We start from the raw sequence: 13,567 nt of genomic DNA, 5'->3' as shown, positions 1-13,567 counted from the left end.
TTAATAATTTTTATAACAGATAGAGGAGCGCAATGGAACGGACCGTATTAAAAGCAAGAAAAAGGAGTATAAAACATGAAGGAAACACCAATAAACTGTATAAAGTGTAAGCATTTTTATGTCACTTGGGATACGCGGTTTCCGAATGGCTGTCGAGCATACGGATTTAAATCAGCAGCAAGACCTGCCATTACGGTTAAAAAATCTTCTGGCATGGCATGTTTAAAATATGAGCAAAAAGCAATTAAGGCTTAGTTGGAGGAATAAAAAGTGAACATACCTGTATCAAAACTATTAATTAAAATGGAAGCTGAATTAATCAAGGCAAAAAACAGCTCATCTACTAAAGAAGTACGTGAAAAAGTAGCCGTCATTCAATCACTGTGTGAAATCATTCTTGATGAAAAATCAGAAGTATCAGTTCAACCTTTATCATCACCATCATCAAGTGAAATCAGCCAACTAGAGCTTCAAAAAATGATGGGGAATATGTCAACGGTTGTTAAAAATCCTACAAGTGAAAGAACAGTTAAAGAAGAAGATGCTAACGGTGATTCGCTTTTCGACTTTTAGGTGATCTTTAAATTTTCCCATCTTCCATAAAATGAAGCAATCACTCCAGTGAAATCCATCATATTCTCATCTAATCAGGACACAATGATAATAACATTGTACAGGAGGTTAGAAACATGGCATATGATGATTTATTTAACATGGGAAGAGGACGCTTTGATATGGGACTTTTAAATGACCCAGCTCCAACAAAAATTGGCCAAGACCGCTATGATGTTTATGTAAACCAAGATTATATCGGTCAAAAATATTTATTAACAGCACAGGAGTCTGTTTCAGATATAGATGAGTTTTTAAAAAATGAAGGAGTTAACAACTTCGAATCCTATCTTGATGGCGACCATTACTATATTAAAGCTGTCGAAAACGAACAGCGAGTATCTGATGTGTTAAAAGTATATTTGCAAAATCGTTAAGAGCCCATATGTGGCTCTTTTTTTTCACATAACAAGATTGTCACACTTTTTCCGTTGAAAATAACCCATTCTAGGGTAAGATGAAAGAGTAATCAATTGGAGGTGGAGCCTAATATGAAGCTTTTTCTTCTTTTAGGAGCAATTAACGGATTTTTAGCGGTAGCATTAGGTGCCTTTGGAGCACATGGTCTAGAAGGGAAAATTCCTGAAAAATACATAAAAACATGGCAAACTGGTGTGCAATATCAAATGTTCCATGCCGGGGGATTGTTTGTCATTGCTTTTCTAGTGGATAAGTTCACCAATATTGGTGTATTCACAACGGCCGGATGGTTATTTTTAATTGGTATTATTCTTTTCTCAGGAAGCTTGTATGTATTAAGTGTGACACAAATTAGCATATTAGGAGCAATCACTCCATTAGGAGGCTTAGCTTTCTTAGCAGGCTGGCTGCTTTTAGGATATGCGGCAATCAGATATTTATAAAAGATGAAGGCTGACAAACATTTTGTCAGCCTTCATTCATATTATCTTGGTTGAACAGATGCTAATGCATATTGTGGATCATAAGTAAGCTCTTCATCAAATGTTACATAATCTAAGTAAACCATAAGAAGTAAATAACGCATACCTGTTTGCGGGTCACTTAAAATCAGGTGGTCACGACCTGCTGCTTCAATGATACCTTTAAAAATTTTCGCATTCCACTCACGATTGTTTTCAAAAGTCATATAAACGGTTGCGACTTTACCGCGATTTAAACGTAAAATATTTTCAATATAGGATTGCTCTAAAGGAAGCATGCCAGGGATATATTGTGCCACACCCGGTTGCTGCTGCTGTGGAAATTGTGGTACTTGCCCAAATTGACCTGGAAAATATGTAGCGGCAGGTGGGTAACCTGTTTGCTGCATTTGCATTTGCATCGGCATTTGTTGTCCTGGTTGAACACCAGTTGCTGCGTCATATCCGTAAGGCTGTTGAGGTTGTTGAAATCTTTTAGTCATATAATAACCCTCCTAAAAATTAACGTATTGTCAAAACTTCTATAAGAAATAGGTTATAAAATATCTCCATAGAGGGCTTTATAGGCAAAAAAATTGCCACCCCCTAAATTCTTTGGATAATTGAGGTTACCACACACCCAACAACCAAGAATGGAAGTGACAATTTGTACCCTCAAATTATAACCTATTTATTAACTTTTATAAACTATCAAGAACAACTCATTCGAACATTGCTTACTTTATTGATTGGTAAAAGCATGTTCGATAAACCTACTGAACAGCCCGTAAATAAACCTTATCGAAAACTTCAAGTGGATGACCTTCCGGTCATTGAAGTTCTAGAACAGCTTGATTATCGAGTTCTTCTTAGTGAATATCTAGAGAAGAACGGGAAAGCTCTCAAACCTGTTCAAAGGCGTAAGAATGCAAAAGTTTCCGTACCTAAAGCCATGAACTGTCCAAAGTGTGGTGCTCCATCGGATTATCTTTATGCCAACAATGGAGATAAAGGTCAGTATCAATGCAAGGTGTGTACAGAACTTTTCAGTGAAAAGAACCGTTACTCTAAGGAGGCCATCCTGAAGTGTCCTCATTGTTCCAAGACTCTCGAGAAAATAAAAGAAAGAAAAGATTTTCACGTGTTTAAGTGCAAGAACAATGACTGTTCTTATTATCAAAAGAAGCTCAATGGGATGACTTCAAAAGAAAAGAAAAGGTTCAAAAAGGACCCTCAAGCATTTAAATTGAGATACATTTTCCGTCAGTTTTATATCGATTTCCAGCCGTTATCTAAGGAATCACCAGAACTGCCGGCCGTGGACTTATCAAAGATTTATGCATCCCCACATACATTAGGATTGATCCTAACCTATCATGTAAACTATGGCCTTTCGGCCCGTAAAACAGCTGCGATTATGCAGGACGTACACGGAGTGATGATTTCACATCAGACTGTATTGAACTACGAAAATAGCGTAGCTTTATTACTTAAACCTTATGTGGATCACTATCCCTATGAACTTTCAGACCAATTCTGCGGTGATGAAACGTATATCAGAGTAAACGGTCGATGGCATTATTTATTTTTCTTTTTTGACGCCGTGAAAAAGATTATTCTTTCGTATCCGGTGTCGCCTAATCGAGACACAGCAACAGCCATTCGAGCAATTGATGAGGTCTTAATCAAGATGAAAGAGATTCCAGAAAATCTGACCTTTGTGGTAGACGGGAATCCAATCTATCTTTTAGCCCAACATTTCTTCGCTCAACATGAGATTTTATTCGATGTGAAGCAGGTCATTGGATTAACCAATGAGGACCCTGTTTCAACCGAATATAGACCAATGAAACAAATAATTGAGAGACTTAACCGCACCTTTAAGGGCAATTATCGCTCCACTCATGGATTCGGCTCTGAACATGGTTCCATTTCATACGTCACCTTATTTACGGCCTACTTTAACTTTTTGCGTCCGCATGCCGCCTTAGAAGGAAAAGTGCCCGTAGTGAATCCAGAACTCAAGGGGCTTCCAACAATGCCAGCACGTTGGACAAAGCTCATTGGATTAGCACAACAATGGATAGTAGAACAAAGACAAGCCTAACTTTTTGTTTAGCTGAGCCCTTAAGCTAATTCAGCAATCGGCGGAGCGAACTCTTGACAAACCGAACTTGCCAATGGTTTAAAATGGAAACAACCAAGGGCTTATTTGGTATGCCTTCTTTTGTTCCCTTCGCCCTTGTTAAACAATCCACAAACCATTGGCGTGTTTGTCAAGAGAGATTGCGGCGCATCTCCATCCAGTAAATAGGAGAGAAGCTAACCCTTTAGGTAGTTTTCATAAATCTTTTGACACTACCAAAATTAATAAGTGATAAAACCGAAAGGGATCTTTTCTCAATCTTTGCTCATTCATAGGTATGTTGCGAACAAGCAACTTATGCCTTTTAAACAAAAATATTGAAGGAGAAGCTAAATGATTACAATTACTTTAGAAGAAGTAACAAAGGATAAAATGAAAAAGGTGCAAGAAATTGTCCTCTCGAACAAAATCTACAATGCTTTAGAAAATGGGAAGGAAACTCGATCAATGAAGATCAATGAAAGAAATGAAGGAAGAGTTTCTGAACCCAGCTACATATAGCTATTTTATAAAAGCTGATCAAGACTACATTGGCTTAATCGACTATTTACCTGAAAACCCGAAGGACCACTATCCTTGGCTGGGATTGCTTATGATTCATGAACAGTGGAAAGGAAAGGGCTTTGGAAAAAGAGCTTATCACCTTTTTGAGCAAAGTATTAAAAATTCAGGAAAGCAAGCAATCAGACTAGGTGTATTAACAAACAATAGGGATGCAAAAATCTTTTGGGAATCATTGGGATTTATCTATTATGAGACGAAGCCGTTTAAAGATGGAAGAGAAGTAGATTGCTATGAGAAAAAATTAAAAAACTGACTCATGGACAGTAACGTAGTTTAAATAAGCGGAGTTTTTCCGGTTAGATTGAAGCATTGAACACAGTTGGGAGATATAACCGGAATTTCTCCGGTTAAGCAAAGTAAAATTGCCCATTTTCATCCTTTTTAATGAAATAGGCGGAATCTTTCCACCTATTTCACCTTTTTTTCGTGATAATTCCTCTTTAAGAGGAATTTATCCGTTTATCTTCTGGAGATTCTTTAAGATCTGAATATCACTTTTATAGGTGCTGATCTTGGTATAAAAAATGCTTGGAGCATATTTGTCTCCAAGCATTTTTCTTTTCTAATATACTTGCCAAATTGCTTTTTAATCCAAGTGCAATAATTAAACAAAAGCAATGTTAATTCGAATTTGTACTTCAAAAACCGAGCTTGTTACAATCACAGAGTCAGTTTTTTACTTATTAAACCGAAAAATAATCATTCAATTTAGAAGTACTTAAGATGTTTCCAACGAAGAAAGAACCAAACTCTCCGTAACGAGCACTAACTTCATCAAATCTCATTTCATAAACAAGCTTTTTGAACTGAAGAACATCTTCAGCGAAAAGAGTAACTCCCCACTCATAATCATCAAAGCCCACAGAGCCTGTGATGATTTGCTTTACTTTACCAGCGTAAGAACGACCAATTAAGCCGTGGCTTTTCATCATATCGCGGCGCTCTTCCATTGAAAGCATATACCAGTTGTCATTGCCTTGACGGCGCTTATCCATAGGATAGAAACAAGCGTATTTTGCTTCTGGTAGTTTTGGATAAAGACGAGCACGAACATGTGGATTTTGATAAGGATCTTCATTGCTTTCACCAGCTAAGTAATTACTTAGCTCAACAACAGAAACATAAGAATAAGCAGGAATCGTAAATTCAGCAAGAGTTGTTTTATTAAACTCAAGCTCAATTTCAGTTAGCTCTTCCATTGTTGGACGCAGAATCATCATCATGAAATCTGCTTTTTGACCAGTAATGGAATAAAGAGCATGACTTCCTTGCTCCGCATCTTGGGCAACGCCCCATTTTTCTAGTAAACCTAAAAACTCATTGATGGCAGCCTCACGCTCATCATTAGATAACAGCTTCCAAGCAGACCAATCAACAGTACGGAAATCATGTAAACAATACCAGCCATCCAAGGTTTGTGCTGCTTCACTCATATATATTCACTCCTATTTATGAATTCGTTATGTACACATTTACTATATCATATCTTGTCCATTTCACCATGGTAATAAAACTTGAACAACAAAGAGTAAATTCTTAGGATTAGTGGAAAACTCCAAAAGTGGAAGCGAAGAATTTAACAGATTTTTTTGAAATTAAAAAAATTTAGATGTAAGCGTTACAGTGTGACAGAACGGTTTGAAATTAAGAATAAGTGGAGTATCCTAGTTAAGGAAGCATTTCTCTTACATACTCAAGGAGGTTTTTTTGTGTCAGATTTATTTGCGACATTAAAAGAAAAAGTTAAAGGACAAGGAATTAAAATTGTTTTTCCTGAAGGTTTAGATGAACGAATTTTAACAGCTGTAAACCGTTTAGCTGGTGAAGGAATTCTGCAACCAATCTTAGTTGGTAACGAGCAGGAAGTAACAAATAAAGCAAAAGAATTAAACTTAACTTTAGACGGTGTAAACATTTATGATCCAAAAAACTATGCAGAAATGGACGAGCTGGTTGCTGCATTTGTTGAAAGAAGAAAAGGAAAAGCAACGGAAGAAGATGCACGCAAAATCCTTTTGGATGAAAATTACTTTGGAACAATGCTTGTTCATCTAGGAAAAGCTCACGGACTTGTAAGTGGTGCAGCACACTCTACAGCTGACACTGTACGTCCAGCTCTTCAAATTATCAAAACAAAAGAAGGCATCAAAAAAACATCAGGTGTTTTCATCATGGTACGTGAAGATGAAAAATACGTTTTTGCCGATTGTGCAATCAATATTGCTCCAGATAGTCAGGATCTTGCAGAAATCGCAATCGCAAGTGCAGAAACAGCGAAAATGTTTAACATTGATCCACGTGTAGCCATGCTAAGCTTCTCAACAAAAGGATCAGCAAAATCACCAGAAACAGAAAAAGTGTCACAAGCTGTTGAAATCGCAAAAGGCCTTGACTCTAGCATCGTACTGGACGGCGAATTCCAATTCGACGCAGCATTTGTACCTTCAGTAGCTGAAAAGAAAGCACCAGACTCAGTGATCAAAGGTGATGCAAACGTATTTGTCTTCCCAAGCCTTGAAGCTGGAAACATCGGCTACAAAATCGCTCAACGCTTAGGAAACTTCGAAGCAGTCGGCCCAATCCTACAAGGATTAAACAAACCAGTAAACGACCTATCACGCGGCTGTAACGCAGAAGATGTTTACAAATTAGCGTTAATCACAGCTGCACAAGCTTAAAAGATGAATGATGAGACGTGAATTCTATTAAAGGATTTGCGTCTTTATTATTTGGGGGGAAGATTGTGAGGGAGATGGTAAACGACAAAATGGAGAGAGATTAGAGAGGAAATGTCGTTCATATTTGCAATGAAGACTAAAATAGCAGGTGATCAAAAGGGAAACAGTCTTCATACTCATGATGAAGACCAAAAGCGCAAGGAAAAAGTGAGGAAACAGTCTTCATACCTGTGATGAAGACCAAAAGCGCAAGGAAAAAGTGAGGAAACAGTCTTCATACCTGTGATGAAGACCAAAAGCACAAGGAAAAACCGAGGAAACAGTCTTCATACCTGTGATGAAGACCAAAAGCGCAAGGAAAAAGTGAGAAAACGTTCTTCATACTCGTGATGAAGACCAAAAGCACAAGGAAAAACCGAGGAAACAGTCTTCATACCTGTGATGAAGACCAAAAGCGCAAGGAAAAAGTGAGAAAACGTTCTTCATATTCGTGATGAAGACCAAAAGCGCAAGAATAAACCGAGAAAACGTACTTCATAACCATAACCAAACCATAACCAAAGTTTGAAAACCCCATCCACCACCCTTACCCTTTCACATCACAAACCTATTCATTTTTGAATAACAACAAGTACACTCACTATTGTAAGCTTATACACCCAAAACTCCTATGTTAGAAAACATAACATCAAACATGCACTCAAAAATCCTATATTGCAAGATGATACAAGGGGCAAATTAGAATTTGCAACAACACTATCCCTAACTTGGCATGGTATTTGCATTAAAACTAGTAAGCTATCAAAAAACAAGGAGTGATTATTATTAAGGACTTATTTATAAACGGACAGTGGTTGGCCGGAGAGGGAACTCAGCGGACGGTTATAAATCCAGCGAAGGGTGAGGTCATCACTACAGTAAATGAAGCTAGTAGCGAGCAAACAATTCATGCAATATCAGCAGCTAGACAGGCTTTTGATCAATCTGATTGGGCGACAAATCTAGAAAAGCGTACCGCAGCATTAACTCATTTAGCCCAACTATTGGAAGAGTCAAAAAATGAGTTTGCTAAAATCGAATCGGAAAATACAGGAAAACCCTTCCGAGAAGCAGAGATCGATGTGGAAGATGGTGTTAGCTGTATTCGTTATTACGCTAAATTAATTCGTGAAACGAAGCCTCAAAAAATAGAAATGAGTGATGGAACGGTAAGTGAGGTCATTCAAGAACCAATTGGTGTTTGTGGGTTAATTGTACCTTGGAATTTTCCACTTTTACTAGGGTTGTGGAAGCTGGCACCAGCATTGGCAGCAGGAAACACAGTTGTGTTTAAACCTTCTGAAGTAACTCCATTATCTTTTCTAAAGTTGACAGAATTAATTGCTGAAACAGATATTCCTAAAGGAGTGTTTAACTTAATCCTTGGAGATGGTGCTGTTGGAGTGACCGTCGTTGAAAGTGAGGATGTTGATAAGATCTCCTTTACAGGCAGCTCGATCACAGGCAAAAAAATTAATGAACAGTGTGCAAGTTCTCTCAAACGGGTATCTTTGGAGCTCGGTGGAAAATCTCCTCTAATCATCTTGGCTGATGCCGAGCTTGAGAAGGCTGTTGAGTGGGCTATGTTTGGAGCTTTTTTTAATCAAGGAGAAGTATGTGTGGCATCTTCAAGAATTCTTGTTGATGAAAAAATATATGAAGAATTTCTACAAAAGTTTGTTGAGTACACATCTAACATTAGAATTGGCGACCCGGAGCAAGAGCAAACGGAACTAGGCTCATTAGTGTCGGCTCAGCATTTAGAAAAAGTCCAGCACTATATATCGACCGGTCTGGAAGAAGGGGCGAACATTGCTTATGGAGGAAAAAGAATCGAACGTCCAGGTTACTTTATCGAGCCGACGATTTTCACAAATGTCGAGCAGCAAATGAAAATTGTTCAGGATGAAATATTTGGTCCTGTTGTAACGGTTCAAACCTTTAAAAATGAAGAAGAAGCAATTCAACTGGCAAATGGGACAAAATTTGGTTTAGCAGGAGGAATTTTATCCTCTGACGCACAAAAGGCAAGGGAAATTGCCTCGAAAATTAAGGCGGGTACAATCTGGATTAATAGCTACCATACTCCTTATATTGAAGCGCCATGGGGAGGATTTAAACAAAGTGGTATTGGCAGAGAGTTGGGTCCACAAGGCTTAGCTTCATTCACAGAAACAAAGCATGTAAATATATCAGAAAGAGTCGGGCAGCTTGGTTGGTATAGCTTTAAAAATAACTAATTTTAAGGGGATGAGTGCATGGCAAAGGTTTTAGAGGGATTTGGAAGAGACAGTATTTTACCAACAAAGAATAATGAAAGAACCATGGGTTTGTTTAGTACGTTTGCCCTTTGGCTCGCAGCCAATGTTGTCATTACGTCAGTTATGACGGGGATGATGTTTTTACCTGATATTTCGTTCAAAGATGCTGTTATTGCTATTTTACTAGGCTCTGCAATTGGAGCTATACCACTAGCAATGACAGGCTTAATTGGAACGCGTACAGGACTTCCTACGATGGTCATTACGAGAGCTTCTTTCGGTCAAAAAGGAGCTGTTCTCCCGGCTATTGTTAATACGATTATCTTGGTTGGCTGGAGCTGGATTCAGGCTTATATGGCGGGACTGAGCTTAAACTATGCTGTGAATTATGCATTTGGTTATAGCAATATTAATCTATTTGTTATTCTTACGGAAATCCTTGTTGTTGCAATTACGATCTATGGTCATAAAGGCGTAGAAAGTATTGAAAAATATGTGTCTATTGCAATGCTAATTTTGTCTGCACTCGTTTTTTATAAATTATTTACAAGCTATGATGCCGGGGCACTTGTCACGATGACACTAAGTGAAAATCCAGCTCTAACAGCTGTTATCGCGTTTGATATCGTTGTGGCAACAGCATTTTCTTGGATGTCATCTGTTTGTGATTTTAATCGTTATTGTAAAGATGGGAAAAAAGGGATGATCGGTACATTCGCTGGTTATGTAGTAGCTTCTTTAATTGCAATGGGGATGGGAGCTGCGGTTAGTGGATTTAGTATTATAAATGGAATGGAACAAACATATGACCCAACTGTATTATTGACTCAATATGGATTTGGATTAGTGGCTTCGATTGTTGTTTTCTTCTCAGTTTTATCAACAAATGTTATGGCTTTATACAGCGCGACCATGTCATTTATGAATGTTTTCACGAAGTTTGGCTTTTGGAAGCCTGGCTTAATTTTAGGGATAATCTGTACACTTGGTGCGTTAATGAAAGAAGCATTAATGACAAATTTCTTTGATTTTGTCCTGCTAATTGCAACACTTTTTATCCCAGTATTTGCAATCGTAATTGTTGACTTCTTCATTTTGAAAAAAGGCCGTTATGATGCGGAGGAGCTTGTGTCAAACACGAAAAAATTATATCAATACCAAAGCGGAATCAACTATGTTGCGTATGTATCTTACATTGCTGGAGCAATATTTGCCTTTTATTTCACTTACATTAAACCATTAAGTGTAGGATCCACTATTTTAACATTTGTTTTCTCTGGAGTTGTATACGGGGCATTCATGTATGCAACAAAGCAGGTAACAAAGCCGAACTTAACAGATGAAGTATCAAATACGAGATTGGATGTGTAAGAGTCAGGATGAACATAGGGATTGTGCAATCACAATATACGAATGGAAATAAACAAAAAAATCTGGAGAAAATGGTCGAGCAAGTAAAATCATGTAAAAATAAATATCAGAATGTTGAAATAATTATATTTCCTGAGCTGTGTTCAACAGGTTATTTTTTAACAAAAGAATTACTAGATGTAGCTGATTCTGCAGATGGAGAACATTTTCAAATCATGTCAGAGGTCGCAAAACAAGAAGAAATCACCATTGCTTACGGGTATGTTGAAAAAGGAGACACTAACATGATCTATAACTCTTTAATGGTGACTAACTCATATGGTGACAAAATCGCAAACTACCGAAAAATTCATTTAACCCCCCTTGAAAAGAAGTTTTTTACAGCAGGATCAGAAATAGTGGTTGTAGAATCTGAAATAGGAAAGTTTGGTTTGATGACATGTTGGGACCTAGCTTTTCCTGACTTAGCAAAGGCTCTAGCTCAAAAAGGGGCAGAAGTGATTCTTGCCCCAAGTGCATGGGAATCTCCACATCATGAGCCTTATGAACTGTTTGCGAGGGCTAGAGCCATTGATTATACAGTCTTTATAGCAACCTGTAACCATATTGGCCTTTCTAATGATCTTGATTTTTTTGGAAAATCAGCCATTTATGGGCCAGATGGCAAAGTAATGGTCAAATCAGAGGAAAAGGAAGAAGCGATTTTATTCGCATCACTTGATACTGACCAAAGAAAAGAGCTTCAAGAGTCTTTTTTCACCATGCAAGCAGACTTTCGCGATGATTTATTCAAAAGGTAGGAGATAAACATGAAAAAGGTCGTTGATCTATCCATATCCATTACAGAACAAACCCCAATCTATCCGGGGGACCCAGAGCCATCACTGAAGCCTGCTGCGACATTTGAACGAGACGGCTACAATGTTAGTTTATTAAAAATTGGCTCACACACTGGAACACATGTTGATGCCCCGTATCACTTTAATAACGATGGTCAAAAAATTGATGAGGTGCCGCTTCGGCAGTTTATGGGCAGAGGAATTTTGTTTGATGTAACGGGCAAAAACAAAAAAGAGGCCATTATATTAGAAGATATTATGGAGAAGTTACATCATTGTCAGGCAGGAGATATTGCCTTATTTCATACAGGCTGGTCAAAATATCTTGGTCAGCCAGCTTATTATGAACATCCTTATCTAAAGCCTGAGGTCATCGTGGAGTTATTAAGTAGAGGGATAAAAACCTTCTTTATCGATGCTTTAAATATTGATCCACCAGATGGAAGCTCGTTTGAGGGACATGATTTAATCACAAAGGTGAATGGAATCATCGGGGAAAACTTCACAAACTTTGCTCTCATTGATTTTCAAAATCCATTCATTATTGCATTGCCGTTAAAGTTAAAGGGGATTGATGGATCCCCCGTACGCGCAATTGCGATTCAAATGGAAGAATAGATAGGTTGGGGATAGTGGTCCCTGACCTTTTTTTATTTCGAGGGATGAAAAACAAATAGACTGACTATTCAAAAATGAATATACTATACATAGATGAATAACCAAATCTAAAAGAGGTGGTGATACGATGAAGCAAGCTGTGAGCACAACTACTGATGCAGAAGAAATTTTAAACTCCCTAAAAGATGATTTGCTTGTCACAACGGAACAAGGAGTAATTTTGCGCGCCACACAAGCAACAGCAGAAATCTACCAAATTCCTTATGAAAAGCTAATTGGCCGTACAGTTTATGAGCTGGAAAGTGAAGGAATATTTTCTCCTGCCATCACCCCGATTGTGTTGAAGAAAAAGGAAAAAGTAACGATTGTCCAAAGCACAAATAAAGGAAAAAAGCTCTTAGTCACAGGCATTCCTGTTGTGGACAAAAGGGGTGAAATTCACCGAGTTGTTAGTTACTCACACGACGTAACGGAACTATTAACGATGAAAAGCTATTTATCAAAAATGGAAGATGAAATGACGCGTGTGAAAGACGAGATTCAATCGTTAAAGAAGGAACAGCTCTCTGCAGATGGCCTAATTGCTGAGGATAAAAAAATGAAAATGACGCTGCAAATGGCGAAGCAGGTGTCAGATGTTGATGTGAATGTTTTATTGTTAGGAGAGTCTGGTGTTGGAAAATCGTTAATTGCCAAATACATACATAACCTAAGTCCTCGAAAGAAAAAGCCATTTATCGAGGTGAATTGCGGGGCCATTCCCCAATCCTTATTCGAAGCGGAGTTCTTTGGTTATGAAGCTGGCTCCTTTACCGGTGCAAATAGAAGTGGAAAAATGGGCCTTGCAGAGCTAGCAGAAGGTGGAACGCTTTTTCTAGATGAAGTAGGCGAGCTTTCTCTTGAAAATCAAGTAAAGCTTTTAAAACTCATTCAAGAAAAGCAGTTTTACCGCGTAGGTGGGACAAAACTAAGAAAAGTGGATTTCCGATTGCTTGCTGCAACAAATCAACATCTTCAAGAGTTGGTCGAGCAAAAGCTATTTCGAGAAGATTTATATTTTCGGCTAAATGTTGTACCGATTCATGTTCCGTCGTTACAGGAACGAAGCGGAGATCTTGTGCCACTTATCTATTATTTTTTAGATTATTTTTCTCAAAAATATCATCGAACAAGAGAATTGGATGATGCCGTCATGGAGCATCTAATCACCCATAAATGGAAGGGCAATGTTCGCGAGTTAATGAACTTAATAGAGCGGCTCGTTGTGACTACTCCAAGTCAGTTAATTTCTGTAGATAATTTGCCAGAATCCTACCGATCAGAAAGCAATTCTGACATTGTTTATCATTTAGAAAGTAACTCGTTAAAAGAAATTTTGGAAAAAGTCGAGAGTAAGGTGTTTCAACAGGCAAAGGAAAAATTTATCACCACCACAAAAATCGCTGAAAAGCTTGGTATCAGTCAACCAACAGCGGTGAGAAAGTTAAAAAAATATCACATAGATTAATAGGTGGCACGGATTTTGCATGACAGAAATGTCATGCTTTTTTCAATTTGT

General features: G+C 38.0%; 15 protein-coding genes. 13 read left to right on the top strand and 2 right to left on the bottom strand.

Going from position 1 to position 13,567, the window contains the following annotated elements; genetic code table 11:
* Positions 1-75: 75 nt before the first annotated feature.
* From LPC09_RS24695 to LPC09_RS24680, 4 genes are all read left to right on the top strand, one after another.
* Entirely contained in the window at positions 76-255 is a 180-nt protein-coding gene (locus LPC09_RS24695; RefSeq protein WP_121663951.1) for a uracil-DNA glycosylase, read from the top strand.
* A gap of 15 nt (positions 256-270) precedes the next feature.
* Positions 271-573 carry a YwdI family protein gene (locus tag LPC09_RS24690; protein WP_231308666.1) on the top strand — a complete coding sequence of 101 codons (303 nt, stop codon included), beginning with the start codon at positions 271-273 and terminating at the stop codon, positions 571-573.
* Between the two features lie 116 nt (positions 574-689).
* On the top strand, positions 690-989 hold the full coding sequence (locus LPC09_RS24685) for a hypothetical protein (RefSeq protein WP_098795153.1): 300 nt from the start codon (positions 690-692) through the stop codon (positions 987-989).
* A 114-nt stretch (positions 990-1,103) separates the two neighbouring features.
* Positions 1,104-1,475, top strand: a complete 372-nt coding sequence (locus tag LPC09_RS24680; RefSeq protein WP_098795152.1) for a DUF423 domain-containing protein — start codon at positions 1,104-1,106, stop codon at positions 1,473-1,475.
* A gap of 41 nt (positions 1,476-1,516) precedes the next feature.
* Here the strand turns inward: LPC09_RS24680 and gerQ are convergent, their stop codons facing one another.
* On the bottom strand, positions 1,517-1,996 hold the full coding sequence (gene gerQ / locus LPC09_RS24675) for a spore coat protein GerQ (RefSeq protein WP_231308665.1): 480 nt from the start codon (positions 1,994-1,996) through the stop codon (positions 1,517-1,519).
* A 164-nt stretch (positions 1,997-2,160) separates the two neighbouring features.
* Here gerQ and LPC09_RS24670 point away from each other — a divergent pair, with 164 nt between their 5' ends.
* The 3 genes from LPC09_RS24670 (at position 2,161) to LPC09_RS24660 (ending at position 4,456) form a co-directional block, all read left to right on the top strand.
* Positions 2,161-3,600, top strand: a complete 1,440-nt coding sequence (locus tag LPC09_RS24670) for a DDE-type integrase/transposase/recombinase (protein WP_098795475.1) — start codon at positions 2,161-2,163, stop codon at positions 3,598-3,600.
* A gap of 372 nt (positions 3,601-3,972) precedes the next feature.
* Entirely contained in the window at positions 3,973-4,140 is a 168-nt protein-coding gene (locus LPC09_RS24665; protein ID WP_176550963.1) for a hypothetical protein, read from the top strand.
* Entirely contained in the window at positions 4,097-4,456 is a 360-nt protein-coding gene (locus LPC09_RS24660; RefSeq protein WP_098795377.1) for a GNAT family N-acetyltransferase, read from the top strand. The genes LPC09_RS24665 and LPC09_RS24660 overlap by 44 nt, the downstream gene beginning before the upstream one ends.
* A gap of 430 nt (positions 4,457-4,886) precedes the next feature.
* Here LPC09_RS24660 and hemQ read toward each other — a convergent pair whose 3' ends face one another.
* Positions 4,887-5,636, bottom strand: coding sequence for a hydrogen peroxide-dependent heme synthase (gene hemQ / locus LPC09_RS24655; RefSeq protein WP_098795378.1), 750 nt, complete (start codon positions 5,634-5,636; stop codon positions 4,887-4,889).
* 276 nt (positions 5,637-5,912) lie between these two features.
* On the opposite strand from hemQ, the gene pta reads away from it, so the two are divergent.
* The 6 genes from pta to LPC09_RS24625 all read left to right on the top strand — a co-directional run bounded on the left by pta (position 5,913) and on the right by LPC09_RS24625 (position 13,516).
* The gene (gene pta, locus LPC09_RS24650) at positions 5,913-6,881 is read left to right on the top strand and encodes a phosphate acetyltransferase (RefSeq protein WP_098795379.1); all 969 of its coding nucleotides are present in this window, start codon (positions 5,913-5,915) and stop codon (positions 6,879-6,881) included.
* An 821-nt stretch (positions 6,882-7,702) separates the two neighbouring features.
* Positions 7,703-9,160 (top strand): aldehyde dehydrogenase family protein, encoded by a 1,458-nt coding sequence (locus LPC09_RS24645; RefSeq protein ID WP_442920049.1) that lies wholly within the window; start codon positions 7,703-7,705, stop codon positions 9,158-9,160.
* A gap of 18 nt (positions 9,161-9,178) precedes the next feature.
* Complete coding sequence (locus LPC09_RS24640) at positions 9,179-10,552, top strand: purine-cytosine permease family protein (RefSeq protein WP_098795380.1); 1,374 nt, start codon at positions 9,179-9,181, stop codon at positions 10,550-10,552.
* Between the two features lie 8 nt (positions 10,553-10,560).
* Positions 10,561-11,352, top strand: a complete 792-nt coding sequence (locus LPC09_RS24635) for a carbon-nitrogen hydrolase family protein (protein ID WP_098795381.1) — start codon at positions 10,561-10,563, stop codon at positions 11,350-11,352.
* Positions 11,353-11,355: 3 nt separating this feature from the next.
* A complete protein-coding gene (locus LPC09_RS24630) occupies positions 11,356-12,009 on the top strand; it encodes a cyclase family protein (RefSeq protein WP_098795382.1) in 654 nt (217 codons plus the stop codon).
* 127 nt (positions 12,010-12,136) lie between these two features.
* Positions 12,137-13,516: a sigma-54 interaction domain-containing protein gene (locus LPC09_RS24625; RefSeq protein WP_231308664.1), complete on the top strand. Its 1,380-nt coding sequence runs from the start codon at positions 12,137-12,139 to the stop codon at positions 13,514-13,516.
* Positions 13,517-13,567: the final 51 nt, after the last annotated feature.

Source organism: Metabacillus sp. B2-18 (assembly GCF_021117275.1).
Classification (GTDB): domain Bacteria; phylum Bacillota; class Bacilli; order Bacillales; family Bacillaceae; genus Metabacillus.
Note: the sequence above shows the minus strand (reverse complement) of the source record. Positions and strands in the feature narration are given on the sequence as shown.

Bases quoted from the DNA above. Each gene is read 5' to 3' on its own strand.
- LPC09_RS24695 (WP_121663951.1), top strand. From the start codon at position 76: ATGAAGGAAACACCAATAAACTGTATAAAGTGTAAGCATTTTTATGTC.
- LPC09_RS24685 (WP_098795153.1), top strand. From the start codon at position 690: ATGGCATATGATGATTTATTTAACATGGGAAGAGGACGCTTTGATATG.
- LPC09_RS24680 (WP_098795152.1), top strand. From the start codon at position 1,104: ATGAAGCTTTTTCTTCTTTTAGGAGCAATTAACGGATTTTTAGCGGTA.
- gerQ (WP_231308665.1), bottom strand. From the start codon at position 1,996: ATGACTAAAAGATTTCAACAACCTCAACAGCCTTACGGATATGACGCA.
- LPC09_RS24665 (WP_176550963.1), top strand. From the start codon at position 3,973: ATGATTACAATTACTTTAGAAGAAGTAACAAAGGATAAAATGAAAAAG.
- LPC09_RS24660 (WP_098795377.1), top strand. From the start codon at position 4,097: ATGAAAGAAATGAAGGAAGAGTTTCTGAACCCAGCTACATATAGCTAT.
- hemQ (WP_098795378.1), bottom strand. From the start codon at position 5,636: ATGAGTGAAGCAGCACAAACCTTGGATGGCTGGTATTGTTTACATGAT.
- LPC09_RS24640 (WP_098795380.1), top strand. From the start codon at position 9,179: ATGGCAAAGGTTTTAGAGGGATTTGGAAGAGACAGTATTTTACCAACA.
- LPC09_RS24635 (WP_098795381.1), top strand. From the start codon at position 10,561: ATGAACATAGGGATTGTGCAATCACAATATACGAATGGAAATAAACAA.
- LPC09_RS24625 (WP_231308664.1), top strand. From the start codon at position 12,137: ATGAAGCAAGCTGTGAGCACAACTACTGATGCAGAAGAAATTTTAAAC.